Raw genomic sequence first — 23,796 nt, forward strand, 5'->3', positions numbered from 1 at the left:
GATCAATAACCGCTGTCGGTGGTCAGCACGAAATGCCCCGGTTCGACCTCGTCATAGACACTGGGTTCCGGCGTGTAGTCCACCGGATGGATCGGCGACGGGATCGGCTTGAAATTGAGGTCCTTTTCCGATTTCCGCTGGCGCGGATCGGCGATGGGCACCGCCTTCATTAAGGCCTGGGTATAGGGGTGCTGCGGGTTTTCGAACACGCGCGCACGCGGCCCCATTTCCACGATGCGGCCCAGATACATGACGCCCACATGGTGGCTGACCCGTTCGACCACGGCCATGTCGTGGCTGATGAACAGGTAACTGACGCCCAGTTCGGCCTGCAACTCCATCATCAGGTTCAGCACCTGCGCCTGCACCGACACGTCCAGCGCCGACACCGCCTCATCCGCGATGATCAGCTTGGGCTCCAGCGCCAGCGCACGGGCGATGGCGACCCGCTGGCGCTGCCCGCCCGATAGCTCGTGCGGATACCGGCGCATGAAGCTGCGCGGCAACTCCACCCGGTCAAAGAGCATCGACACACGATCCTGCACCGCGCTGCCCGACAGCGTGCCGAAATTGTGGATCGGTTCGGCCACCTGATCGGCCAGCTGCATCTGCGGGTTGAGCGAGGCAAACGGATCCTGAAAGATCATCTGCATGTCGCGCCGCGCCTCGCGCAGGTTGCGGTCGCTGAGCGCGATGACGTCGGTGCCATCGAGATCGACGGTTCCGGACAGAGGCTCCACCAGACGCAGGATCGAGCGGCCTGCCGAGGATTTGCCGCACCCGCTTTCGCCCACGAGGCTCAGCGTCTGACCTTTGTTGAGCGTAAAGGAGATGTCTTCGACCGCGTGCACATTGGCCACCGTCCGGCGAAAGAACCCGCCCTTGACCGGGAACCGCGTTGTCAGCCCCTTGACCGTCAGGAGCGGTTCATTGGTGCCGGGAATGGGTTCGATTGCACCCTGATCGCGGCCCAGCAGCTTCATCGGTTCGGGGGCCGCCTTGCCGCGCATCTCACCCAGTTTTGGCACGGCGGCCAGCAGCGCCTGGGTATAGGGATGCTGCGGGTTTTCAAAGATTTCCTCGACCGTGCCCTCTTCGACCTTGTTGCCGCGGAACATGACGACGACGCGGTCGGCCATCTGGGCCACCACGGCCATGTCGTGGGTGATGAACATGACGGCAGTGCCCGTCTCACGCTTGAGCCGGTCCATGAGGGCGAGGATTTCCGCCTGAATGGTCACATCAAGCGCGGTCGTCGGTTCATCCGCGATGAGCAGGCGCGGCTCACAGGCGAGCGCCATCGCGATCACCACACGCTGGCGCATGCCGCCTGACAATTCGTGCGGATACTGGCGCAGGCGGCGTTCGGGTTCGGGAATGCGCACCTGCCGCAGCAGTTCCAGCGCACGTGCCTCTGCCGCCTTTTTCGACATGCCCTTGTGCAGGCGCAGCCCTTCGGTCAGCTGACGGCCAACGGTGAACACTGGGTTCAGCGCAGTCATCGGCTCCTGAAAGATCATGCCGATTTCATTGCCGCGGATCGTGCGCATCAGATCCTGTTCGGTTTGTGCCAGATCGACCGCATCCGCGCCCTTGCGATCAAAGACAAGGCTGCCGCCCGCGATGGTGCCGCCGCCAAATTCCACCAGCCGCATCAGCGACAGGGACGACACCGATTTGCCGGAGCCGGATTCGCCCACGACACAGACGGTTTCGCCGGGGCCCACGGAAAACGATACGTCCTCCACCCCCACCACCGGGCCATCCTTGGTCTGGAATTCGACGCGCAGATTCTTGATATCGGCGATCGGTGTTTGCCCCTGATGGTCCAGCATCGCTTTCTCCGCTTGCAGCCGCAGCCCCGAGATTGGGCGAAGGGACAGGCACTGTCAAACCCCGAACCCCCAAATACGCAGCTTGACCGCACGCAGGGCTTGCAATTTCAGCAGGTTCTGTTTCGATGAACGCACGCGCTGAGGGGGCGCGCGTAAAAACCACGGGTAAACCGTGGGTTACGCCATACAAGTGCATGCATGACCCCTTGGCCAGAAACGCGTCGTTCCCAAGCGGCGTCTTTGATGCGCAGCAATGCCTGCCATCCAACAAGGAGTGTGACATGACAATAAAATCCCTTTTGATGGGTGCTGTGGCTGCCACTGCGCTCGCGCCTGCGGCCTTTGCCGAGCGCGGCGCGGACGGTCAGGTGAACATCATCTACTGGCAAGCCCCGTCAACGATGAACCCGTTCCTGTCCGGCGGCACCAAGGAGGTCGAAGCCTCTTCGATGGTGATCGAACCGCTGATCCGTTTTGACGAAACGGGCGCGATCGTGCCATGGCTTGTGACCGAAATCCCGAGCGTGGCAAATGGCGGGATTTCCGAGGATCTCACAACGATCACATGGACGCTGAAGGATGGCATCCTGTGGTCCGACGGCACGCCGTTCACCTCTGCCGACGTCAAGTTCACCTATGACTACTGCACCCATCCCGAGGGTGGTTGTGCGCAAATCACGAAATTCGAAGGCATCGAGAGCATCGAGACGCCGGATGACACAACCGTTGTCATCAAGTTCTCAAGCCCGACGCCCTACCCGTTTGCAGCCTTTGGCGGCGCAGAAAGCCCCGTGATCCAAAAGGCCCAGTTCGAGGGATGCATCGGTGCGGCAGCGCCCACCTGCACCGACCAGAACTTTAACCCCATCGGCACAGGCGCGTTTGTGGTGGATGATTTCCGTCCCAACGACGTCATCACGCTGTCGGCGAACCCCAACTACCGTGATCCGGCCAAGCCTGCCTTTGCCAAGATCAACTTCAAGGGCGGCGGTGACGCCGTGGGTGCGGCACGTACCGTGCTTGAAACAGGCGAGTTTGACTATGCCTGGAACCTGCAGGTCGCACCGGACGTGCTGGCCGAAATGCAAAGCGCGGGCAATGGCGAGCTGATGACCAGCTTTGGCCCCTCGGTCGAGCGCATCATGCTCAACAACACGAACCCCGATCCGTCGCTGAGCGCCGAAGAGCGTTCGGTGATCCGCCCGCACCCGTTCCTGTCAGACCCGGTCGTGTACAACGCCATGTCGCTGGCCATTGACCGCGTGCTGCTGGCCGAAATCGGCTACGGCGCCGGTGGTCAGGTGACCTGCAACTGGATCCCTGCGCCTGCGTCCTACAATTCGGACACGTTCACCTGCGACACGCAGGATATTGCGGCGGCAAATGCCATGCTGGATGAGGCAGGCATCGTGGATACCAACGGTGACGGTGTCCGTGAAAAGGACGGCGTTGAGATGTCGATCCTGTTCCAGACCTCCACCAACTCGATCCGCCAGGACTACCAGGCGCTGATCAAGGACTGGTGGAGCCAGATCGGCATCGAATCCGAACTGCGCAACATTGATGCATCCGTGTTCTTTGGTGGCGACGCCGGAAGCCCGGACACATTCCAGCGCTTCTATGCGGATGTCGAGATGTACACCAACACGTTCTCGGGCACCGATCCGCAGGCGTATCTGGCCAACATGCTCTGCGACAAGGCCCCGAGCCCCGCAACGCAATGGCAGGGTGAGAACATCTCGCGCTTCTGCATGGAAGAGTATGATGCGCTCTGGAACACCCTGGCGCAGACATCCGATCTCGACGAACGGGCGCGGATCGGGCGCGAGCTGAATGACATGGCGGTCAGCAACGGGGCGATGATCCCCCTGACGCACCGTGGTGATATCTCGGCACGCTCCAACGCGCTGCAAGGTGTCCGCATGAACTCGTGGGACAGCGAGCTGTGGAACATCGCGGACTGGTCGCGCGCGGAGTAATCCGACCGACAGGATGGGCGGGCACGCCCATCCTACCCTCCCTCAAACAAGAATAAGACCCCGCCAAGAGGCCGCGCTGTATGCTCACATTCACGATCCGCAGACTGCTCCTGTCGATCCCGACGCTTATTTTCATAAGCCTGGCCATCTTCATGCTGTTGCAGCTGGCGCCGGGCGATCCAATGGCGCAGGTGCCGCTGACCGTGCCGCCGGAGGTCAAGGAAAAGATGCGCGAGGCGCTTGGCCTCGGTCAGCCGATCCTGATCCAGTACTGGAAATGGATCATCCAGTTCTTCTGGATCGAACCGCAGGTGCTGATTGACCACTGGTTCGGCACCGCCTTTGCCGAGGGCAAGCAACGCGTGATCTCGTGGCAGACGCGCAGCCCGGTCATGGACATCGTGGTGCAGCGTATCCCCCAGACCCTGTGGGTGGTGGGCCTCAGCTATATCGTCGGCATCGCCATCGCACTGCCCATCGGCGTCTACTCCGCCTACAAGCAATATTCGGTGTTCGATCAATCCGGCACGTTCATCACGATGATCGGCTTTTCGATCCCGCCGTTTTTTACCGGTCCCCTGCTGATCGTGGTGTTTTCCGTGCAGCTGGGGTGGTTTCCGTCGATCTACGACACGACCCACGTCGTCACGGACTGGGCCAGCTTCAAGGTCCAGTTCAACCAGATGATCATGCCCGTGATGGTGCTGGCCCTGCAAACCACGGCGCAGATCAGCCGTTACATGCGATCGTCCATGCTGGACAATCTGGGGCAGGATTACGTGCGCACCGCGCGCGCCAAGGGCCTGCGCGAAAGTGTCGTGGTCATGGTCCACGTGCTGCGCAACTCGATGATCCCGGTGATCACGGTCATCGCCTTGGGCATTCCCGCCATTTTCGGCGGCGCCATCATCACCGAAAACGTGTTCAAGGTGAACGGGATCGGGCAACTGCTGATCACGGCCCTCTTTGCCAATGACATTCCGATGGTGATGACCCTCACCTTTATCTTCGCGATCCTGATCGTGCTCTTCAACCTGATTGCCGACGTGCTCTACGGCGTGCTGGACCCGAGGATTCGCTATGACTGATCAGCCCATCCAGGCCGCCCCCGATCCCGAGGCGGACGCGCTGGCCGCCCTGCAGGACCGCGAACCACCCAAGGCCCCGCGCAGCCAGTGGAAAGACGTCTGGGACCAGTTCAAGCGCCACAAGGGCGCGATGTTCGGCGGCGGCTTTCTGGTGTTCATCACGCTGGCGGTGCTGCTGGGACCGCTGCTGTGGCAGGTCGACGCGACCAAGATCGATATCCGCAACAAGGACATGCGCCCGATCTACGTGGCGCTGTGGGACAGCACGGCCAAAGTCGGCTGGAACAAACCGCTGGGCTCGGACCAATTGGGCCGCGACATCCTCGCGCAATTGATCTCCGGGGGTCGCGCGTCCATGGCCGTCGGCTGGGCCGCGATGATCCTCGCGCTTGTGATTGGTACGACCGTAGGCGTGTTGTCGGGCTACTTCCGCCGCCTCGATTTCTGGCTGATGCGCTTCACCGATCTGGTGCTGTCGCTGCCCATCCTGCCGATCCTGCTGGTGGCGGTGACCCTGTTCCGCCAGCCGCTCAACGCCAGCTTCGGTCCCGAAGGAGGCATGTTCATCCTGATCGTCAGCGTGGTGGGCCTCACCTCCTGGATGCAAACCGCGCGGATCGTGCGCGGCGATATCCTTGCCCTCAAGGAGCGCGAGTTCATCCTGGCTGCACGCTCCATCGGCACCACCCCGGCCAAGATCATCCGGCGACACCTGCTGCCCAACGTGATTTCGCCGATCATGGTCTCCGCCACATTGGGCCTCGCCACTGCGATCATCACGGAAAGCGCGCTCAGCTTCCTCGGTGTGGGCTTCCCGTCGGACTTCCCCACATGGGGCAAGCTGCTGGCCGACGCGGTCCAGCGGATGGAGCAATACCCCGAACGCGTGATCCTGCCCGGCATTCTGATCTCCCTCACCGTGTTGGGTGTGAACTATCTTGGTGACGGTTTGCGCGACGCCCTCGACCCCCGCATCCGCGGCCGCTGATCGTCTCTGTTCCCGAAAATCCCGGGGGGCGGCGCAGCCGCGGGGGCAGAGCCCCCTCCTTCCTAGATCACGCGCACAACCGCCGCGTAAACGCCAGACACGCACCGGCGAGCGGGCAGCTTTTTCAAAAAAGCTGCCCCGGCCTCCAAATGCGTCTGCATGCGCAGCCGCACAACGGCGCGCCCAGATGATTGACCGGGCGACCGGCAGCTTTTTCAAAAAGCTGTCCTTGCCACCAAACGCGTCTGCATGCGCAGCCGTGCAAAGACGCGCCCGGATGATCAACCGCGTGACCGACAGCTTTTTCAAAAAGCTGTCCTTGCCACCAAACGCGTCTGCATGCGCAGCCGTGCGATGACGCGCCCAGATGATCGTCCGCGTGGCTGACAGCTTTTTCAAAAAGCTGTCCTTGCCACCAAACGCGTCTGCATGCGCAGCCGCGTTTTACTTCTCCGCACTCTTTCGCAATTGGCGCACCATGCCCCAAACCAGCACCACAACCGGCACGGTCACAAGCGCGGTCAGCATGTTTTTGGACAAGCCTGTCGGAGCCTCCAGCGGGTACAAAAGATATCCCGCCAACGACACCGCATAGTAGCTGATCGCAACCACAGACAGGCCCTCAACCGTGCGCTGGAGCCGCAATTGCAAATCAGACCGCTTGTCCATGCTTTCCAGCAGCGCCTGGTTTTGTGCCGATCGCTCCACATCCACACGGGTCCGCAGCAGGTTCGCGGCACGCACACCGCGACTGCCCATCGCCTCCAGACGCTCCTGCGCCGAACGCACCGTGCGCATGGCGGGTTGATACCGCCGTACCATGAATTCAAGGAATGTCTGCCGCCCCTCGTACCGCGCCTCACGCAGCGCGGTAATGCGCTCTTCGACAATCGCTTCATAGGCCCATGTCGCCCCGAACCGGAACGACGATTGCGCCGACAGTGTCTCCAGCTCCGCCGATATGGCCAAGAGCGCCTGCAAGGTCTGTTCCGCCTTCGATCCTTCCTGCGACATCTCCTCGACCAATGTGGTCAACCGGGTGTCCAGCGCGCCAAGCTGCGCACCCATGCTGCGCACCCGGGCAAAACCAAGCATAGACATCGTCTTGTAGGTCTCGATTTCGCACAGTCGCTGCACGATCCGGCCCACCCGTCGCTTGCCGGTGTCCGACGCGGCAAAGACCGCAAACCGCATGTGCCCGTTGGGATCAATCCGGAAGTCCCCGGCAATCACCGCCGACCCATCCAGCACCGAACTCACGGCAAGGCTCTCGGGCACGAACCATTCCGCCAACCGCCCCTTGATATCCTCAGGCGGCAGCTCTTCTTCAACCCGGACCAGTATGGACGTCACCCGCTGCCCCGGTGCGTTCTCCAGCCAGTCTTGCGGGAACGGATCAAAGGCCGCGGCCTCGAACGGACGATCCGCGACCCCTTCGGTGAAAATCGTGTAGGTCACAAATTCCGTATGCTGTTCCCACTTCAGCCAGTGCCGCCCGATCTGACCATAGTAATGCGTGGCGCCCGGCTGCGGGTGCGGCACGCCGTGCCGGTCCAGCAGATCGTGCAGATGCGCCAGATCCTTGGCCCGATCCCGGTTGGCGGCCATTTCCGGTTGTTTGAACGCCACGTAAACGGCCGCGGACGGTGCCACCATCGACGGGAACGGCCGCGCATGCAGCTCATTTGCCAACCGGTAACGGAGGGGATGGTCTTCGATGGGGGCCATAGGTTTATCCTGCCTGTCTGCCTGATGCGATATAGCCCGCATATTCCCGCTTGCCAAAGTATTTCTTGATGTTTTTCAGTGTGTTAACAGAATGCAATTGTATACGGGGGCCAACCCGCCACAAAAAAGGCGGACCCGGGGGCCCGCCTTTTGCAGTTCTGACTGTGCCAATGATCAATCGATCATGGGCAGCAGCTTGTCGATGGACGCCTTGGCATCGCCATAGAACATCCGCGTGTTTTCCTTGAAGAACAACGGGTTCTCGATTCCAGAGTAACCTGTGCCCTGCCCGCGCTTGGACACGAACACCTGCTTGGACTTCCAGCATTCCAGCACCGGCATACCGGCGATGGGGCTGTTCGGGTCGTCCTGTGCCGCCGGGTTCACGATGTCGTTCGACCCGATCACGATGGACACGTCCGTTTCCGGGAAATCGTCGTTGATCTCATCCATCTCGAGCACGATGTCATAGGGCACCTTGGCTTCGGCCAAGAGCACGTTCATGTGCCCCGGCAGACGCCCGGCGACCGGGTGGATCGCAAAGCGCACGGTCTTGCCCTTGGCGCGCAGCTTGCGGGTCAGCTCGGCCACGCCCTGCTGGGCCTGCGCCACGGCCATCCCATAGCCGGGGATGATCACGATGCTGTCGGCCTCGTTCAGGGCCGCGGCAACGCCGTCGGCCTCGATCGCAACCTGTTCGCCCTCCACCGCCATCTGCTCACCCGCGGGGCCGCCAAAGCCGCCCAAGATCACGGACACGAAGGACCGGTTCATCGCCTTACACATGATGTAGCTGAGGATTGCGCCGGAGGAGCCCACAAGCGCGCCCACAACGATCAAGAGGTCATTGCCAAGCGAGAAGCCGATGGCCGCCGCCGCCCATCCGGAATAGCTGTTCAGCATCGATACCACGACCGGCATGTCCGCGCCGCCAATGCCCATGATCAGGTGATAGCCGATGAACAGACCCAAGAGCGTCAGCAGCACCAGCGTGAATGTCCCGCCAGACCCGAGGTAAATGAACGCGAGAATGACCGACAGCGCCGCCGCACCTGCATTCAGAAAATGCCCACCGGGCAGTTTCTTCGCGCCGGTGTCCACGGCAAAAGGCAACAGCGACGATCCCCCCGCCAGCTTGGCATAGGCGATGACAGATCCGGTGAAGGTCACCGCACCGATCCAGATGCCCAGCACAAGCTCGACCCGCAGAATGCCGATTTCGACGCCGGACTTCTTGGCAATCAGCTGACCAAAGCTCGACAGCCCGTCATAGGCCTCCTTGGGCAGGCCGATCACGGTCAGCCCGTCCTCGGCCACAGCGCCCAGAACAAGGCCCTCGGCCCCGTAAATCCCGCTGATGTAGTTGATCATCAGATCCGCGTTAAAGCCGACAAAGACCGCTGCCAGACCCACGAGGCTGTGCATGATCGCCACCAGCTCTGGCATCTGTGTCATTTCGACCTTGGTGGCCAGCTGATAGCCGACAGCAGCGCCGCCCGCGATCAGGACCAGCGAGGCAAGCCACAGGCCAGAGCCCGGCCCCACGAGGGTCGCGAACACGGCCAGAGCCATGCCAACGATGCCGTACCACACGGCGCGTTTGGCGCTTTCCTGCCCCGACAGACCGCCGAGCGACAGGATGAACAGAATGGCCGCGACCACATAGGCCGCAATGGTGAATGCGTTTTCCATGAGTGCGCCCCCCTCAGGATTTCTGGAACATGGCGAGCATGCGCCGGGTGACGAGGAAGCCGCCAAAGATGTTGACTGCCGCCATGAAGATACCAAGCGCCCCCAGAAGCGTGATCAACATGCTGGTCGATCCGATCTGAATGAGCGCGCCCAGAATGATGATGCTGGAAATCGCATTGGTCACCGCCATCAATGGCGTGTGCAACGAATGCGCCACGTTCCAGATCACCTGGAAGCCGATGAACACCGACAGCACGAACACGATGAAGTGCTGCATAAAGCTGGCCGGCATGCCCGGGATCAACCCGATGCCCAGCACAAGAGCCGCGCCCACGGCCAGCAGGATCACCTGGTTCTTGGTCTGCGCCTTGAACGCAGCCGTCTCTGCGGCGCGCTTTTCTTCCGCCGTCAGTTCCTTGGGCGCTTCTTTCTTGGGCGCTGCGGCAATTGCGGCCACCTTGGGCGGTGGCGGCGGGAAGGTGACGGCCTTTTCGTGGGTGATCGTCGCGCCACGGATAACGTCGTCTTCCATGTCGTGATTGATCACGCCGTCTTTTTCCGGCGTCAGATCCGCCATCAGGTGACGGATGTTCGTCGCATAAAGGCTCGAGGCCTGCGTCGCCATGCGGCTCGGGAAATCGGTATAGCCGATGATGGTCACGCCATTGTCGGTCACGATCTTCTCGTCCATGACGGTGAGCTTGCAGTTGCCGCCCTTTTCCGCCGCAAGGTCCACAATGACAGAGCCGGGTTTCATGGATTTCACCATGTCCTCGGTCCACAGCTCAGGCGCCTCGCGGTTGGGGATCAGCGCGGTGGTGATGACAATGTCCACCTCAGGGGCCAGTTCGCGGAACTTGGCCAGCTGCGCCTCGCGGAATTCCGGTGAGGAAACAGAGGCATAGCCGCCCGAAGACGATCCATCCTGCTGCTCTTCCTCGAAATCGAGATAGACGAATTCAGCGCCCATCGATTCGACCTGTTCGGCCACTTCGGGCCGAACGTCAAAGGCGTAGGTGATCGCACCCAGCGATGTCGACGTGCCGATCGCCGCCAGACCTGCAACGCCCGCACCCACAACCAGAACCTTGGCCGGGGGCACCTTGCCCGCTGCCGTGATCTGCCCGGTAAAGAAGCGGCCAAAGTTGTTGCCCGCCTCGATCACCGCGCGGTAGCCCGCGATATTCGCCATCGATGACAGCGCGTCCATCTTCTGCGCCCGGCTGATGCGCGGGATCATTTCCATCGCGATGACGGTGGCGCCCTTCTTGGCCGCGCTTTCCATCTTCTTTTCGTCCGCAACGGGGCTGAAGAACGAAATCAGCGTCTGGCCATCCCGCAGGCGCTTCATCTCGCCATCGTCGGGCACGCGCACCTTGGCGACCACATCCGCGGCTTTCCACAGGGCGGCGGCGGTCTTGACGACTTCGACACCGGCGGCCTTGTAATCGGCATCCGCAAAGCCGGCATTCATGCCCGCACCGGTTTCGATCACGCACTCATGGCCCAGCTTTTGCAAAGCCGCGGCACTTTCCGGCGTCATCGCAACGCGGTGCTCGCCGGCAAATATCTCTTTTGGTGTACCGATTTTCATCCGGTAAATCCCCCGTCCTCTTTGGCAGTGGCAGCGACTGCGCAAGATGGTGCACAGAAGCCGAGTGTCCACTACTCTCAACCGGCGGGCAGCGCAAGCAACGCCCCAACGTCAGCGCGTAACAATCAGCAAGATGTCAGACCCAACGGCGCACTTTCCTTTCGTACTGCGCGAATTTCGCGCGAAACACCCGCCGCATCCTGTCTTCCTCGGCCACAATAAAGCGGCGCTCGATCCACCAGACAAAGAGCGGGACCAGCACCAGCGACACCACCGCATCAAACCGCAGGACAAAGCCAGCAAGGATCAACGCATCGGCCAGGTAGATCGGGTTGCGCGTGACCCCGAAAACGCCGCGCGTGATCAGCGCATGCGGGGTTTGGTGCGGGATGATGGTGGTGCGCGCGCGCAGGAATTCCCATGCGGCCAGCGCAATCAGGACCAGACCGGCCCCGATCAGCGCCCCGGCCAACCCACGTGTGACCGGGTGATCCACACTCAGCCCAAACGGGGCATAGCGCCCCTGCAGCCACGCCACCGCAATGGCGCAGGCCAGCCAGACGGGCGGTATGTCCACATAGGATTTCATGCGCGGATGTTTCCGCAGCCGCCCGCGCTTGTCCAAGAAAAAGCGCTCATCTCAGTTGCAAAACTGTCGCGCGACCGCATGACGCGGCGCGAAAACAGGCACCTGTCAGGACGCGGTGCGCAGCTGTGGCGTGGCCGTCTGGCCATCCATCCACGCCCGACAGGCCGCGCCAAACGCCTCGAACAGCGGGCGCGAGACGGGGTCGCATTTCGCGTTCCATTCCGGGTGCCACTGTACCGACAGGGTGAACCCCGGCGCGTCCTGGATATACATCGCCTCTGCCGTACCGTCCGGCGCGTGACCATCCACAACGACGCGGGGGCCGGGCGACTTGATCCCCTGCCCGTGCAACGTGTTGGTCGGCACCGCCTGCCGCCCCATCAACTGGTGGAACACGCCACCCTCACGGAAGGTCACATCATGGCGCAGGGCGAATTTCTCTTCGAGCGTGCCATCGGGCGGCATCCGGTGATTGTCGCGCCCCGGCAAATCCCGGATCTCGGGATAAAGCGATCCGCCCATGGCCACGTTGACCTCCTGGAACCCGCGGCAGATGCCAAGGATGGGTTGCCCCCGCTCGACACATGCCCGGATCAACGGCAGGGTCAGTCGGTCGCGATTGCGGTCAAAGCTGCCATGCGCTTCGGTCGCCTCCTCACCATACTCTTCCGGATGGACATTGGCCCGCCCGCCGGTGAACACAAAGCCCGCGCAATGCTCGAGCAGGTCCGACACCCGGATATAGGCGGGATCGGCCGGTATCAGCATCGGCACCCCTTCTGCGACATCCGCAACAGCAGAGATGTTGATGATCCCCGCCCCCTGCACCTCGTATTCGTCATTGATCACGTGGTGGTTGGTTATGATGCCGATGATCGGGCGCGCCATGTCAGTCCTCAGCCAAAGTTGCAGTGCACCTGATATACGCAGCAGCGCGCGATCTGAACAGATCAGACCGCGCGCAGAGCACTGTGCATAAAGCCGCAGCCACCCGTTGCCTCAGTTTTCAGCAGTCAGGCCCACAGCCTCGATCCCGGCCACCGCCACAGCGGCATCATTGTCGGACGTGTCGCCGGTGACGCCAACGGCGCCGATCACGGCCCCCTTCCTGTCGCGCACCAGAACACCGCCGGGCACCGGCACGACCTGCCCGCCGAACACACCGTTCACCGCGCCCATGAAATAGGCCTGCGCCTCCGCGCGCGCCATTTGCGCCGTGCCCGCCATGCCCAGCATCACCGCACCATACGCCTTGCCGTGGGCAATCGCGAACCGCCCCGGTGCGGCACCGTCCTCCCGCTCGAACGCCTGCACATGACCGCCCGCATCCAGCACGATGACCGACAGCGGCTTCAACTCCATCTCCCGGCCCTTTTCCAGTGTCTTGCGGATGATCGTGCGTGCCCGTCGCAATGAAATCGACATGATGTTTCCTCTCTGGAACGCCAGCCCGTCCCTGTCTCTGTTCTGAAAAAATCCCGGGGAGTGTGAGGGGCTGGCCCCTCGCTCCCGTCCTTACAATCTGCTCAGGAGGCGGCCTTGTACGCCAGACGGCGTGCATGCAGCACCGGCTCGGTATAGCCCGATGGCTGCACCCGCCCCTTCAGCACCAGATCACAGGCCGCCTGAAACGCGATCCCATCAAAGCCGGGCGCCATCGGGTCATAGGACGCATCCGCCGCGTTCTGGCGGTCCACCACCGCGGCCATCTTGCGCAAGACCGTCCTCACCTGCTCTTCTGAAATCACGCCGTGATGCAACCAGTTGGCCAGTCCCTGCGCACTGATCCGGCAGGTTGCGCGGTCCTCCATCAGACCCACATCGTTGATGTCCGGCACCTTGGAACAGCCCACACCGGCATCTACCCACCGCACAACATAGCCAAGGATTCCCTGCGCATTGTTCTCCAGCTCACGGGTGATTTCCGCGTCCGAGAAATTGCGCCCCGCAGCCACCGGAATGGTCAACAGATCCTCCAGCGTGCCGCGCGGCCCACCCGCGCGCAGCGCGTCCTGCCGCGCCAGCACGTCAACCTGATGGTAGTGCGTGGCGTGCAGCGTCGCCGCCGTCGGCGACGGCACCCAGGCACAGGTCGCACCGGAGTGCGGGTGGCCGATCTTGGCCTCCAGCATCTCGGCCATACGGTCGGGCATGGCCCACATCCCCTTGCCGATCTGCGCCCGGCCCTTCAGCCCGCAGGCCAGACCGATGTCCACGTTGCGGTCCTCATAGGCGCTGATCCATGCCGCCCCCTTCATCTCGCCCTTGGGGATCATCGGGCCCGCTTCCATCGACGTGTGGATCTCATCACCCGTCCGGTCGAGGAAGCCGGTGTTGATGAACGCCACCCGGCGTTTCGCGGCACGGATACACTCCCGCAGGTTCGCAGAGGTGCGGCGCTCTTCATCCATGATGCCCAGCTTGACCGTGTTGGCCGGCAGGCCCAGAACCTTTTCCACGCGGGTAAAGATCTCGTCGGCAAAGGCCACCTCGTCGGGGCCGTGCATCTTGGGCTTGACCACATAGACCGACCCGGTGAGCGAGTTGCGCAGGCCCTCGGTCTTGCCCAGATCATGCAGCGCGATGAGCGTGGTGATCATCGCATCCATCAGCCCTTCGCCGATTTCAGCCCCGTCGCGGTCGAGGATCGCGGGGTTCGTCATCAGGTGGCCGACATTCCGGATCAGCATCAGGCTGCGGCCCTTGAGCCGGACCGCACTGCCATCCGCGGATGTAAACGTGCGGTCCCCGTGCATCCGGCGGTGCACCGTCTTGCCGCCCTTTTCAAACTGTTCTTCCAGATCGCCCTTCATCAGGCCGAGCCAATTGCCATAGGCCAGCACCTTGTCCTCGGCATCCACGGCCGCCACGCTGTCTTCGCAATCCATGATGGTCGACAGGGCGGATTCGAGGATCACGTCGGCGATGCCCGCAGGGTCCGTCGCCCCGATTGCGTGGTCCGGGTCGCGGTGCACGATGACGTGCAACCCGTTGTTGCGGAAACAGAAATCATCACCCGAAGCCGAGACGCCGACATATTGCGACGGATCCGCCAGGGTCACGGTCGCGCCGGACGCCGTCAGAGCCAACGCGCCATCAACGGCCGCAATCGCGGTCACATCGGCCCATGTCGCACCGGACAGCGGCATCGCCTCGTCCAGAAACGCCTTGGCCCGCGCAATCACACGCGCGCCGCGCGCCGCGTCATAGCCCTTGCCGTCCGGCAGATCGCCAAGCGCATCCGTGCCATACAGCGCGTCATAGAAGCTGCCCCACCGCGCATTGGCCGCGTTCAGCGCAAACCGCGCGTTCATGATCGGCACGACAAGCTGTGGGCCGGGCGTCGCGGCAATCTCTGCGTCTACATTCTCGGTCTCGATTTCAAAGTCAGGACCTTCGGGCACCAGATACCCGATCTCCGACAGAAAGGCGTGATAGGCTGACGCATCAAACTCCGACGCCCGGTGCGCCACGTGCCAAGCATCGATCTGCGCCTGCAGATCCGCGCGTTTTTGCAAAAGATCACGGTTTTTCGGGGCCAGATCGTGTACCAAAGCGGAAAACCCGGCCCAGAAATCGGCCGTCGCCACCCCCGTGCCCGGCAAGGCCTGCGCTTCGATGAACTGTGCCAGCGTGTCGGCCACTTTGAGATCGGCACGGTCGATATAGGTCGTCATTGAGGGGCCCTTTGTATGCTACGGAATACAGACGGCGGCACCTCTAGAGAATTTGTTTCCTATCGTAAACCACATTGGTCCGATAAATTGACCAATTTTTTGTGACCCCGTTTTAATCCGGCTTGACTGAGGACCGAGCGGCGCGGCGACACCGGTCTGAACAGTATTTGACCTCGTCCCAGACGCGCTCCCATTTCTTGCGCCAGGTGAACGGGCGATTGCAGACCGGGCACATCTTTTCCGGCAGGTCGGATTTACGGCGCATCCGGGCCATCAGAAGTCGAACCCCATCTGGCGCGTGTCGCTCTTCTTGCTTGTGCGGCGGCGGGGCGCGCGGTCATCGACAAAGTGTCCTTGCGGATCCTTACGGCTGGCGTGTTTGTGCACGACGCGCTGCGCCTCATCCCGGAACGCGCCACCCCGGCGCACGGCCCACACCTGTTCCCGCGCGGCACGTGCCGCGTCCATCACGTCAACGATGGGCGCAGGATACGCCCGGTCCAGCACGGTCCCCGCCCCGTCCCACGTCCATGGTTCCTGCAAATGTTCATCCGGCACAGGTGCAAGTTCCGGGCACCAGCGGCGCGTGAACACGCCTGCGGGATCCTGATCCTTGCCCTGTTTGACGGGGTTGTAGATGCGCACCGTGTTCATGCCGGTTGTGCCCGACTGCATCTGCACCTGTGGCCAGTGAATGCCGGGTTCGAAATCCGTGAACTGACGGGCAAGGTGCAGCCCCGTCGCGCGCCAGTCGAGCCATAGGTGGTAGGACGCGACCGCCATGACCATGGAGCGCATCCGGAAATTAAGCCAACCGCCCGCCGCAAGATAGCGCATGCACGCATCCACAAAGGGCAGGCCCGTTTCACCCCGTTCCCACGCGCCACGCCGTGCGGCGTCATCGCCGCGCAACCCTTCATACGCAGAATGCAGGCAACGATGTTCCATCGCCGGTTCGTCTTCGAGCTTCTGCATGAAGTGATCGCGCCAGGCGAGCCGCGCCTGAAATGACTTGAGCGATCCGCCCCACCCTTCCCGCGTGCCCTTGACCTCACGCTGGCGCGCGGCGGTGGCTTGTGCCGCCTCGCGCCCCGACAGACAGCCAAAGGCCAGATATGGCGACAGGCGCGAACAGGACCATTCCCCGGTCACAGGCGACGACATGTCCTTGCGATAGGTCTGGCCGCGCTCGGTCAGGAAGGATCCCAACAGGCTCAACGCCATCGCGCGCCCCCCTTTCTGGCGGTCCGGGCACGGGTCCGGTGCCACAAGACGCGGTACGTCATCCGAGGCGAGCGAGGGGCCTGTCAGCCGCTCGGGCACGTCGACCTGTGGCTGGCGCAGAAAGGCATTGCGCTGCGCGGCCCACCCGTCGCGCCCATTGAGGCGCCGCACAACGCCGGATTGGGCCAGTTCCTCCCACACAACACCATTCGCACCGCACCACGCCGCCACCGCGCGGTCGCGCGCAAAGGTCCACGCATTGCCCGTTTCCTCGTGGCTGAGGATGCGGTCAAACCCGGTCTCGGCTTGCAGATCCGCGAGAACCTGCGTCACCTCGCCCACTCGCACAACCAGTGGTACGCCAAGGCGGGACAGATCCGCGCCGAGCGCCGCAACGCTTTCGGCCACGAAATCGAACTGTCGCCCCGACACGTCCGGCTCCGCCCAATAGTCCGGCTCAAACACGTAAAGCGGCACGACGGGCCCAAGCGCCACCGCCCGTGCCAGCGCCGGATGATCCGCCACCCGCAAATCCCGTTTGAACCACAAAACGCTTGTCATACCCGGCAGATAGGCCGCCTGCCCCCTGCGCCAAGTGGGGCACACCCCTCTTTGCAAGACCGAACGGCGCGGTTAACCTGATGCGATCGCCACCCTTGTTTTCGGCGTGCACATTTTGATTGAAGGAACTGTTATGAAACGTATTTTCAGCGCCCTGGCGTTCGCCCTATGCGCAACCCAGGCGTCCGCCCAAATCCATCCCCAGCACTATGACCTATCCGTCGAGGTGCAGTATCAGGTGACCGAAGCCACCGAAGCCGCCGCCGAGGCGATGGGCATCGAACAAACCGGCGTTTTCACCTTTGACATGCTCTTCCCCCGGCCCGCGTGCCTAGCGCACTATCAGTCAGGCTCTGCCAGCTACTATTCGACGGACACGACGCTCACCGCCTTTGACAGCAAGACACGGCTGCATCTGCGGTCGGAACCGCGGCTGCAAATCGCCAATGATCTCAGCGGGGTGCTGGACAGGGTGCTGTTTGTCCTGCGCCCCGACATGCGTCTGAAATCCGGACAGGTCATTGAGCGGATGACCCTGACCAGCGACGTCGCACTGAGCGCGCTGTCGTCAAATGCCTTTGTCGAAGACAGCCGGCTGTTGCAGGAGATCCTGAACGAAGACGGAGCACAGGTCTTTGTCTTTCTCGACACAGCGCCGCAAGCGGCCGTTATCATGGATGTGGTTGGCGCAGGCGTGTCGATATCAAACCGGCGCGGCAACGCACCGCGCAACCAGATTGCGACCTGCACCCCGCCCGCAGGCTTCCCCTGAGACGCGTTGAACTTGGCGTTGTGCGGGGCTACCTCTTTTGCAGCAACAAAAGGACGGCCCCGCCCCCATGCCCAAAGACAGCGCCCCCCAGACCATCTACCTTGCCGACTACACGCCCTTTGGCTTTGACGTCGACAGCGTTCACCTGACCTTTGACCTGGCTCCGTCTGCAACGCGGGTGACCTCCCGCATCCGCTTTGCGCCAAAGCCGGATGCAACAGACAAGACGTTCTTTCTGCATGGCGAAGGGCTGTCGCTGATTTCCGCAAAGATCGACGGAGAGCCTGTCACACCGGAGCTGACGGCAGAGGGGCTGACATGCGCGGTGCCCAACGTGCCCTTTACATGGGAGGCAGAGGTTCAGATTGATCCCGCCGCCAACACCGCGCTCGAAGGGCTGTACCAGTCGGGCGGCATGTATTGCACGCAATGCGAAGCCGAAGGGTTTCGCAAGATCACCTATTATCCCGACCGCCCCGACGTGATGAGTAGCTTCACCGTGCGTATCAATGGCCCGCACCCGGTGCTTTTGTCGAACGGCAACCCTGTTGCCTCGGGCGATGGCTGGGCCGAATGGCACGATCCGTGGCCGAAACCCGCCTATCTCTTTGCACTGGTCGCGGGCGAGCTGGTCGCCCACCGCGACACGTTCACCACGATGGAGGGACGGCATGTCGATCTGGCCCTCTATGTCCGGCCGGGCGATGAGGGCAAATGCGCCTTTGGCATGCAGGCGCTCAAGGACAGCATGAAATGGGACGAGGACGTGTATGGCCGCGCCTATGACCTCGATGTGTTCAACATCGTGGCGGTGGATGATTTCAACATGGGCGCGATGGAGAACAAGGGACTGAACATTTTCAACGCCTCCGCTGTGCTCGCCTCGGCTGAGACCTCGACCGACACCAATTTCGAACGGATCGAGGCGATCATCGCGCACGAATATTTCCACAACTGGACCGGCAACCGCATCACCTGCCGTGACTGGTTCCAACTGTGCCTCAAGGAGGGGCTGACCGTGTTTCGCGATGCGCAATTCACCTCTGACATGCGTTCGGCCCCGGTCAAACGCATCAGCGACGTGATCGACCTGCGCGCGCGCCAGTTCCCAGAGGATCAGGGCCCGCTGGCCCACCCGGTACGGCCCGAAAGTTTTCAGGAAATCAACAACTTCTACACGGCGACCGTCTATGAAAAAGGGGCAGAGGTCATTGGCATGCTCAAGACGCTGGTGGGCGATGACGCCTACGCCCGCGCGCTCGATCTCTACTTCGACCGCCATGACGGACAGGCCTGCACGATCGAGGACTGGATCAAGGTGTTTGAGGACACGACCGGCCGCGATCTGAGCCAGTTCAAGCGCTGGTACAGCCAGGCGGGCACACCTCGCGTCGCGGTCGAGGACAGCTTTGAGGACGGCACCTACACCCTCACGTTCCGGCAACACACCCCGCCCAGCGCCGCAACACCCGACCCACAGCCGCAGGTGATCCCCGTGGCGGTGGGCCTGCTGGGCCCTGACGGCGCCGAGGTGCTGGGCACCCAGGTCCTCGAACTGACACAGGACCGGCAGAGCTTTTCCTTTCCCGGTCTCGACGCCCGGCCCGTGCCGTCGATCCTGCGCGGCTTCTCTGCGCCGGTGGTGCTCGATTATGCGGCCAATGACGCGTTCCTGCTGGCACATGACACCGATCCGTTCAACCGATGGGAGGCGGCGCGCAATCTGGGCAAGGCCTCGCTTCTGGCGGCGATCACGCAAGGGGACGCACCGGATGCCGCGTGGCTCGACGGGGTTGCGGGCATTCTGACCGACGCCACGCTTGATCCCGCATATCGCGCCTACACCCTGTCCCTGCCCGGCCAGTCGCAACTGGCCGCCGATCTGGCCAATGCCGGCACCACGCCCGACCCCGATGCGATCTGGGCCGCGCATGAGGCGCACCGCGCCGCATTGGCGGAACGCGTTGCAGACGCGCTGCCGGGCCTCTACGCCGCGCATCAGGTCGACGCGCCCTATGCGCCCGATGCAGAGCAATCCGGCAAACGCGCACTGGGCAATGCAGCACTCTCCATGCTCACCCGCCTCGACGGCGGCGACACGGCACAAGCGCAATTCGACCATGCCAGCAATATGACCCAGCAGCTCAGCGCGCTGTCCAACCTGATCCGCGCCGGGCGCGGTGATGCGGCCCTCGCCCAATTCGAGGCGCAGTGGAAGCACGACCGGCTCGTGATGGACAAGTGGTTCGGCCTGCAGGTGATGGAGGCCAGGCCCGATGATGCGGCCGACACCGCCACGGCCCTGACAAAACACAGCGATTTCAACTGGAAAAACCCCAACCGGTTCCGCGCCACCTTGGGTGCATTTGCCGCCCATCACGCCGGTTTCCATGCCAAGGACGGCTCGGGCTATACCCTACTGGCCAATTGGCTGATCACGCTCGACCCAGTGAACCCGCAGACAACCGCCCGCATGTGCTCGGCCTTCCAGACGTGGCGCCGTTACGACGCCATCCGTGGGTCCATGATCCAGAAGGAGCTGACCCGCATCGCCGAAACCCCCGGCCTCAGCCGCGACACCACAGAGATGATCACCCGCATCCAGAACGCCTGACCCAACAGGTCGGCGCATCCCCGTCTCTGTTCCAAAAAAATCCCGGGGAGCCCGAGGGGCTGGCCCCTCGGTCCCGCACGTGCCACCAGGACTGCCATGGATCTCTATGCCGCCACTGTTCCGCCCTTGAAACGGCTCACCGCAGCCGTGCCGCGCCTGCTCGACCGTCTCGACACCCCTGCCCAGCTAGAGGCGCGGCTTGCACCGGACGGCTTCAACGCCGCAGAACACCTGTGCGTGGCGCTCGGCTATGTGGCACGCACGGTGCTGCCGCTCATGGGCGATGACGTCCCCGAAATGCCGATGGATGCCGACCCCGGCGCGATCCTCGCCTTGGCGCAGGACATGGGATTTCTGCTCGACCAACTGCGACCCGACGCGTTTGAAGGTGCCGAAACGCGCACCATCACCCACTCCGCCGGTGACCCGACCCTGACCCAGACCGGCGCAGAATATGCAACGCTCTACGCGCTGCCCAATGCCCATTTCCATCTGTCGCTCGGCTATGCCACCTTGCGCATGGCCGGTGCAAACATCGGCAAGGGCGATCTTGAACGGTTTCATCACTACGCGCCCGATACGAATTTTGCCGCCGACACCAGATGACCAAAGGACCACAGATATGACCAACCGCCCCGTTTGCCTGATCACCGGAGCCTCCGCAGGAATCGGCGCCGCCTGCGCGCGCCTGTCGGCGGCAGAGTATGACTTTGTGCTCAGCTACCGCACGGACCCGGACGGGGCCGCCGCGACCAAGGCCGCGGTCGAGGCGCAGGGCGCGCGCGCCGTCATCGCACAGGGTGACGTCGGCACCGAAGAGGGGATTGCCGCGATCTATGCCGCGCTCGATGACCATTTCGGCCGGATCGACGTGCTGATCAACAACGCCGGGATGGTGGACCAGACGCGCCGCATGACCGACATCGACCACGCCCGTCTGACCCGCATGATGAACGTGAACGTCATCGGCGCGATGCTCATCGCCAAGGAGGCGGTGCTGCGCATGGAGGCACAGGGCGACGGCGGCGCGATCATCAACATTTCTTCCGCTGCCGCGCGGCTTGGCTCCGGCAACCAGTATATCGACTACGCCGCGTCCAAAGCGGCCATCGACACCTTTACCAAGGGCCTGTCGGACGAAGTCGCGCCCAGCGGCATCCGCGTGATGTCGATCCGCCCTGGTCTGATCGATACCGAACTCCACGCCAAGGGCGGCGAGGAAGGGCGCGCGCAGAAACTGGCGCACATGGTGCCGATGCGCCGCGAGGGCTCCGCCGAAGAAGTGGCCAAGGCCATTCTCTGGCTCGCCTCTGACGCGGCAAGCTATGTGACCGGCTCGACGCTCGATGTGACCGGGGGCCGCTGAACGATGCACATCCTGCTGGGCATCATCGGGATTGCCACCGCCGCCTTTTTCCTCGTGCTGCGGGCGCGGCGCGGGGCAGAGGTGGCCAGCGACGTGATGGACATGGCCGGAGATGTCGCCGCCGCCGCTCGCCGGTTCGGGTTCCGCCACCGCTATAATCAGCATCCCGTAGACAGTGTCGAAGAGCCGAACCTCGCCATCGCGGCCCTGGCGACGGCCTTTATCGCGCTCGACGATTTGCCGACCCGCGACGATCGCAAACGGCTGGATGTGGCCTTGCGCAAACATCTCGGACTGGACGCAAAAGGCGCGGAAGAAATCGAAGTGTTGGGCCAGTGGCTGGTATCGGAATGCGGCGGGGCGCAACCGGCTGTGCCGCGCCTTGCCAAACGGCTGCACCGCTTGGGGGGCGCAGACAGCTTTGCCACGCTGATGGCGGTTCTGAACGCCGCCGCCCGCGCCCCGCTGAGCAAACGGCAAAGCGAGGCGTTGCACGACATTCAGACCGCGTTCCGCCTGCAATGACGCCCTATGCCTACCAGACGACGGGCCGCAACCGGGCCACGCTGCTGACCGTTCTGACCGTCTGGGGCCTGATCGGGGCGGCGGTGATCTGGCTGGATGCGGCGACGTGGATCGCGGCCCTCGCCGCGCTCGCCACGGTGCCGGCCCTTGTCGATCTGATCACCGGGCGCCGCTCCGGTGTGCGCATCGAAGCCGACGGGCTGCACTGGTTTTCGGGCCGCCGCACGGGCGACATCGCATGGCCGCGCATCACCCATATCCGCCTCGACACACGGCTCGATTTTTCGGTCCGGGCCAGCGCGGTGCTCACGTCAGGGCGCAAGGTCCGCCTGCCGCTCGAGGCCACGCCACCCGCCGATGATTTCGAAGAGGCGCTCAGTGCGCGCGGGATCAAGGTCGAGCGCCACCATTTTTCCCTGCTCGGATGAGGATCGCGGCACGTCTTGCCCCGGCCATTGCGCTGCTTTTGGCGCTGGCCGCCTGCGCCCCCGTTCCGCGCCCGACCTCCGACCCGTTGCTCCGCGACATGGCGGCATGGCAGCGCGCGAACCACATCATCATCGGCATCCCCGGCGCTCTGAGCCCGGTGCGCGTCATGGCCCCGCTGCAAGAGCTGGCCACACCGGACCGCGCGGTTGCGTTCTATCGCCTGCCCGGCTTTGACGGGCGCCCCGCGGAGGAATTCGTAAACCTCGACTTTGCCGCCACGCACATCGCGCGCGCGGCAGCGGCCACCGGGGCCCGCCGCGTCGACCTGATCGGGCATTCCACCGGCAGCGCCATCGCGTTGGAGGCGGCCAAGATGATCCGGCGCAGCGCACCGCATGTGGAGGTGCGGGTGGCGGCCATCTCGACCGCCCTGCCCGCGCCCCAACCCGTCCTGGCTGGCGCACGGGGCGCTGCCGGCACATTGGCCGCTGCAATCCGCGCGCGCGGTCTTTCTCCGCGCAAGGTTTGGCTGGAATATTACCGCAGGCTTGCCTATGGCCCCGCCGCGGACACGGTCCCGTCGGTCACCCGTGCCGCCGACGCGCTTGTGTCGGCCAATGAGGGGCGCATCACGCTGCCCGCAAACGGGCTGGGACGCCGCCATACGCGCGCATTGCGGCAATGGACAAATCCGGACCCGGCGGCGTTGCACGGCGTCGATGTGGTCCTCTACCACGGTGCGGTCGATCCGGTGTTTCCGCCCCGCGCCGTGCACCGCTTTGCCCGTACGCTGCCGGATGCAGAGGTGCAGCTGATCGACGGGCATGGACATCTGTTGCTGCTGACCTTTCCGGAGGTCTGGGCACGCATTGCGACCCAGTTGAACCGCTAGGGTCAGGACCCATTCATCCTGCGACACGGGTGAGACAGATTTCCCGACCGGCCCTCTGGCGCATTGCGACGCAATACGCGGTCAGTGGTGGTTCTGGCGCGAAGCTCTGCACCACCCCCGCTCGGGCACTTTTCGCTGGGAAAGCCCCCTGCCGGGAAGCAGGCAGGCTGTAAATCCGTCACGCCGAACGCGTGCCAACTGTCGAACGCGTTTCTGAGGGGCGACGGACGCCAAATCTACATC

At 63.3% G+C, this 23,796-nt stretch carries 20 protein-coding genes; 10 read left to right on the forward strand and 10 right to left on the reverse strand.

Going from position 1 to position 23,796, the window contains the following annotated elements; genetic code table 11:
* Positions 1-2: 2 nt before the first annotated feature.
* The gene (locus tag ACERHN_RS01765; protein ID WP_415920928.1) at positions 3-1,835 is read right to left on the reverse strand and encodes an ABC transporter ATP-binding protein; all 1,833 of its coding nucleotides are present in this window, start codon (positions 1,833-1,835) and stop codon (positions 3-5) included.
* Between the two features lie 281 nt (positions 1,836-2,116).
* Between ACERHN_RS01765 and ACERHN_RS01770 the strand changes: the two genes are divergently transcribed.
* The 3 genes from ACERHN_RS01770 to ACERHN_RS01780 all read left to right on the forward strand — a co-directional run bounded on the left by ACERHN_RS01770 (position 2,117) and on the right by ACERHN_RS01780 (position 5,890).
* Positions 2,117-3,814 carry a peptide ABC transporter substrate-binding protein gene (locus tag ACERHN_RS01770; RefSeq protein ID WP_415920929.1) on the forward strand — a complete coding sequence of 566 codons (1,698 nt, stop codon included), beginning with the start codon at positions 2,117-2,119 and terminating at the stop codon, positions 3,812-3,814.
* A gap of 80 nt (positions 3,815-3,894) precedes the next feature.
* Positions 3,895-4,902, forward strand: a complete 1,008-nt coding sequence (locus tag ACERHN_RS01775) for an ABC transporter permease (protein WP_415920930.1) — start codon at positions 3,895-3,897, stop codon at positions 4,900-4,902.
* Positions 4,895-5,890 carry an ABC transporter permease gene (locus tag ACERHN_RS01780; RefSeq protein WP_415920931.1) on the forward strand — a complete coding sequence of 332 codons (996 nt, stop codon included), beginning with the start codon at positions 4,895-4,897 and terminating at the stop codon, positions 5,888-5,890. Before ACERHN_RS01775 ends, ACERHN_RS01780 begins: the two co-directional genes overlap by 8 nt.
* A gap of 444 nt (positions 5,891-6,334) precedes the next feature.
* On the opposite strand, the gene ACERHN_RS01785 is transcribed toward ACERHN_RS01780, so the two are convergent.
* The 9 genes from ACERHN_RS01785 to ACERHN_RS01825 all read right to left on the reverse strand — a co-directional run bounded on the left by ACERHN_RS01785 (position 6,335) and on the right by ACERHN_RS01825 (position 16,955).
* Entirely contained in the window at positions 6,335-7,618 is a 1,284-nt protein-coding gene (locus ACERHN_RS01785) for a DUF3422 family protein (RefSeq protein WP_415920932.1), read from the reverse strand.
* Positions 7,619-7,792: 174 nt separating this feature from the next.
* The gene (locus ACERHN_RS01790; RefSeq protein ID WP_415920933.1) at positions 7,793-9,310 is read right to left on the reverse strand and encodes an NAD(P)(+) transhydrogenase (Re/Si-specific) subunit beta; all 1,518 of its coding nucleotides are present in this window, start codon (positions 9,308-9,310) and stop codon (positions 7,793-7,795) included.
* 13 nt (positions 9,311-9,323) lie between these two features.
* Complete coding sequence (locus tag ACERHN_RS01795) at positions 9,324-10,904, reverse strand: Re/Si-specific NAD(P)(+) transhydrogenase subunit alpha (protein WP_415920934.1); 1,581 nt, start codon at positions 10,902-10,904, stop codon at positions 9,324-9,326.
* Between the two features lie 136 nt (positions 10,905-11,040).
* On the reverse strand, positions 11,041-11,493 hold the full coding sequence (locus ACERHN_RS01800) for a methyltransferase family protein (RefSeq protein WP_415920935.1): 453 nt from the start codon (positions 11,491-11,493) through the stop codon (positions 11,041-11,043).
* Between the two features lie 105 nt (positions 11,494-11,598).
* Complete coding sequence (locus tag ACERHN_RS01805) at positions 11,599-12,381, reverse strand: gamma-glutamyl-gamma-aminobutyrate hydrolase family protein (protein WP_415920936.1); 783 nt, start codon at positions 12,379-12,381, stop codon at positions 11,599-11,601.
* 111 nt (positions 12,382-12,492) lie between these two features.
* The gene (locus ACERHN_RS01810; protein WP_415920937.1) at positions 12,493-12,918 is read right to left on the reverse strand and encodes a GlcG/HbpS family heme-binding protein; all 426 of its coding nucleotides are present in this window, start codon (positions 12,916-12,918) and stop codon (positions 12,493-12,495) included.
* Between the two features lie 101 nt (positions 12,919-13,019).
* Positions 13,020-15,170 carry a malate synthase G gene (locus ACERHN_RS01815; protein ID WP_415920938.1) on the reverse strand — a complete coding sequence of 717 codons (2,151 nt, stop codon included), beginning with the start codon at positions 15,168-15,170 and terminating at the stop codon, positions 13,020-13,022.
* Positions 15,171-15,282: 112 nt separating this feature from the next.
* Positions 15,283-15,444, reverse strand: coding sequence for a DUF2256 domain-containing protein (locus tag ACERHN_RS01820; RefSeq protein ID WP_415920939.1), 162 nt, complete (start codon positions 15,442-15,444; stop codon positions 15,283-15,285).
* A complete protein-coding gene (locus tag ACERHN_RS01825) occupies positions 15,444-16,955 on the reverse strand; it encodes an FAD-binding domain-containing protein (RefSeq protein WP_415920940.1) in 1,512 nt (503 codons plus the stop codon). Before ACERHN_RS01825 ends, ACERHN_RS01820 begins: the two co-directional genes overlap by 1 nt.
* Positions 16,956-17,088: 133 nt before the next feature.
* On the opposite strand from ACERHN_RS01825, the gene ACERHN_RS01830 reads away from it, so the two are divergent.
* The 7 genes from ACERHN_RS01830 to ACERHN_RS01860 all read left to right on the forward strand — a co-directional run bounded on the left by ACERHN_RS01830 (position 17,089) and on the right by ACERHN_RS01860 (position 23,553).
* On the forward strand, positions 17,089-17,727 hold the full coding sequence (locus ACERHN_RS01830; protein ID WP_415920941.1) for a hypothetical protein: 639 nt from the start codon (positions 17,089-17,091) through the stop codon (positions 17,725-17,727).
* A gap of 67 nt (positions 17,728-17,794) precedes the next feature.
* A complete protein-coding gene (pepN, locus tag ACERHN_RS01835) occupies positions 17,795-20,341 on the forward strand; it encodes an aminopeptidase N (RefSeq protein ID WP_415920942.1) in 2,547 nt (848 codons plus the stop codon).
* A gap of 96 nt (positions 20,342-20,437) precedes the next feature.
* Positions 20,438-20,947 carry a DUF1993 family protein gene (locus tag ACERHN_RS01840; RefSeq protein ID WP_415920943.1) on the forward strand — a complete coding sequence of 170 codons (510 nt, stop codon included), beginning with the start codon at positions 20,438-20,440 and terminating at the stop codon, positions 20,945-20,947.
* A gap of 16 nt (positions 20,948-20,963) precedes the next feature.
* Entirely contained in the window at positions 20,964-21,707 is a 744-nt protein-coding gene (locus ACERHN_RS01845) for an SDR family oxidoreductase (RefSeq protein WP_415920944.1), read from the forward strand.
* A gap of 3 nt (positions 21,708-21,710) precedes the next feature.
* Positions 21,711-22,232, forward strand: a complete 522-nt coding sequence (locus tag ACERHN_RS01850) for a hypothetical protein (RefSeq protein WP_415920945.1) — start codon at positions 21,711-21,713, stop codon at positions 22,230-22,232.
* Complete coding sequence (locus ACERHN_RS01855) at positions 22,229-22,660, forward strand: hypothetical protein (protein ID WP_415920946.1); 432 nt, start codon at positions 22,229-22,231, stop codon at positions 22,658-22,660. The genes ACERHN_RS01850 and ACERHN_RS01855 overlap by 4 nt, the downstream gene beginning before the upstream one ends.
* Positions 22,657-23,553 (forward strand): alpha/beta hydrolase, encoded by an 897-nt coding sequence (locus tag ACERHN_RS01860; RefSeq protein ID WP_415920947.1) that lies wholly within the window; start codon positions 22,657-22,659, stop codon positions 23,551-23,553. The genes ACERHN_RS01855 and ACERHN_RS01860 overlap by 4 nt, the downstream gene beginning before the upstream one ends.
* Positions 23,554-23,796: the final 243 nt, after the last annotated feature.

This window comes from Tateyamaria rhodophyticola, from assembly GCF_047777875.1.
GTDB lineage: Bacteria > Pseudomonadota > Alphaproteobacteria > Rhodobacterales > Rhodobacteraceae > Tateyamaria.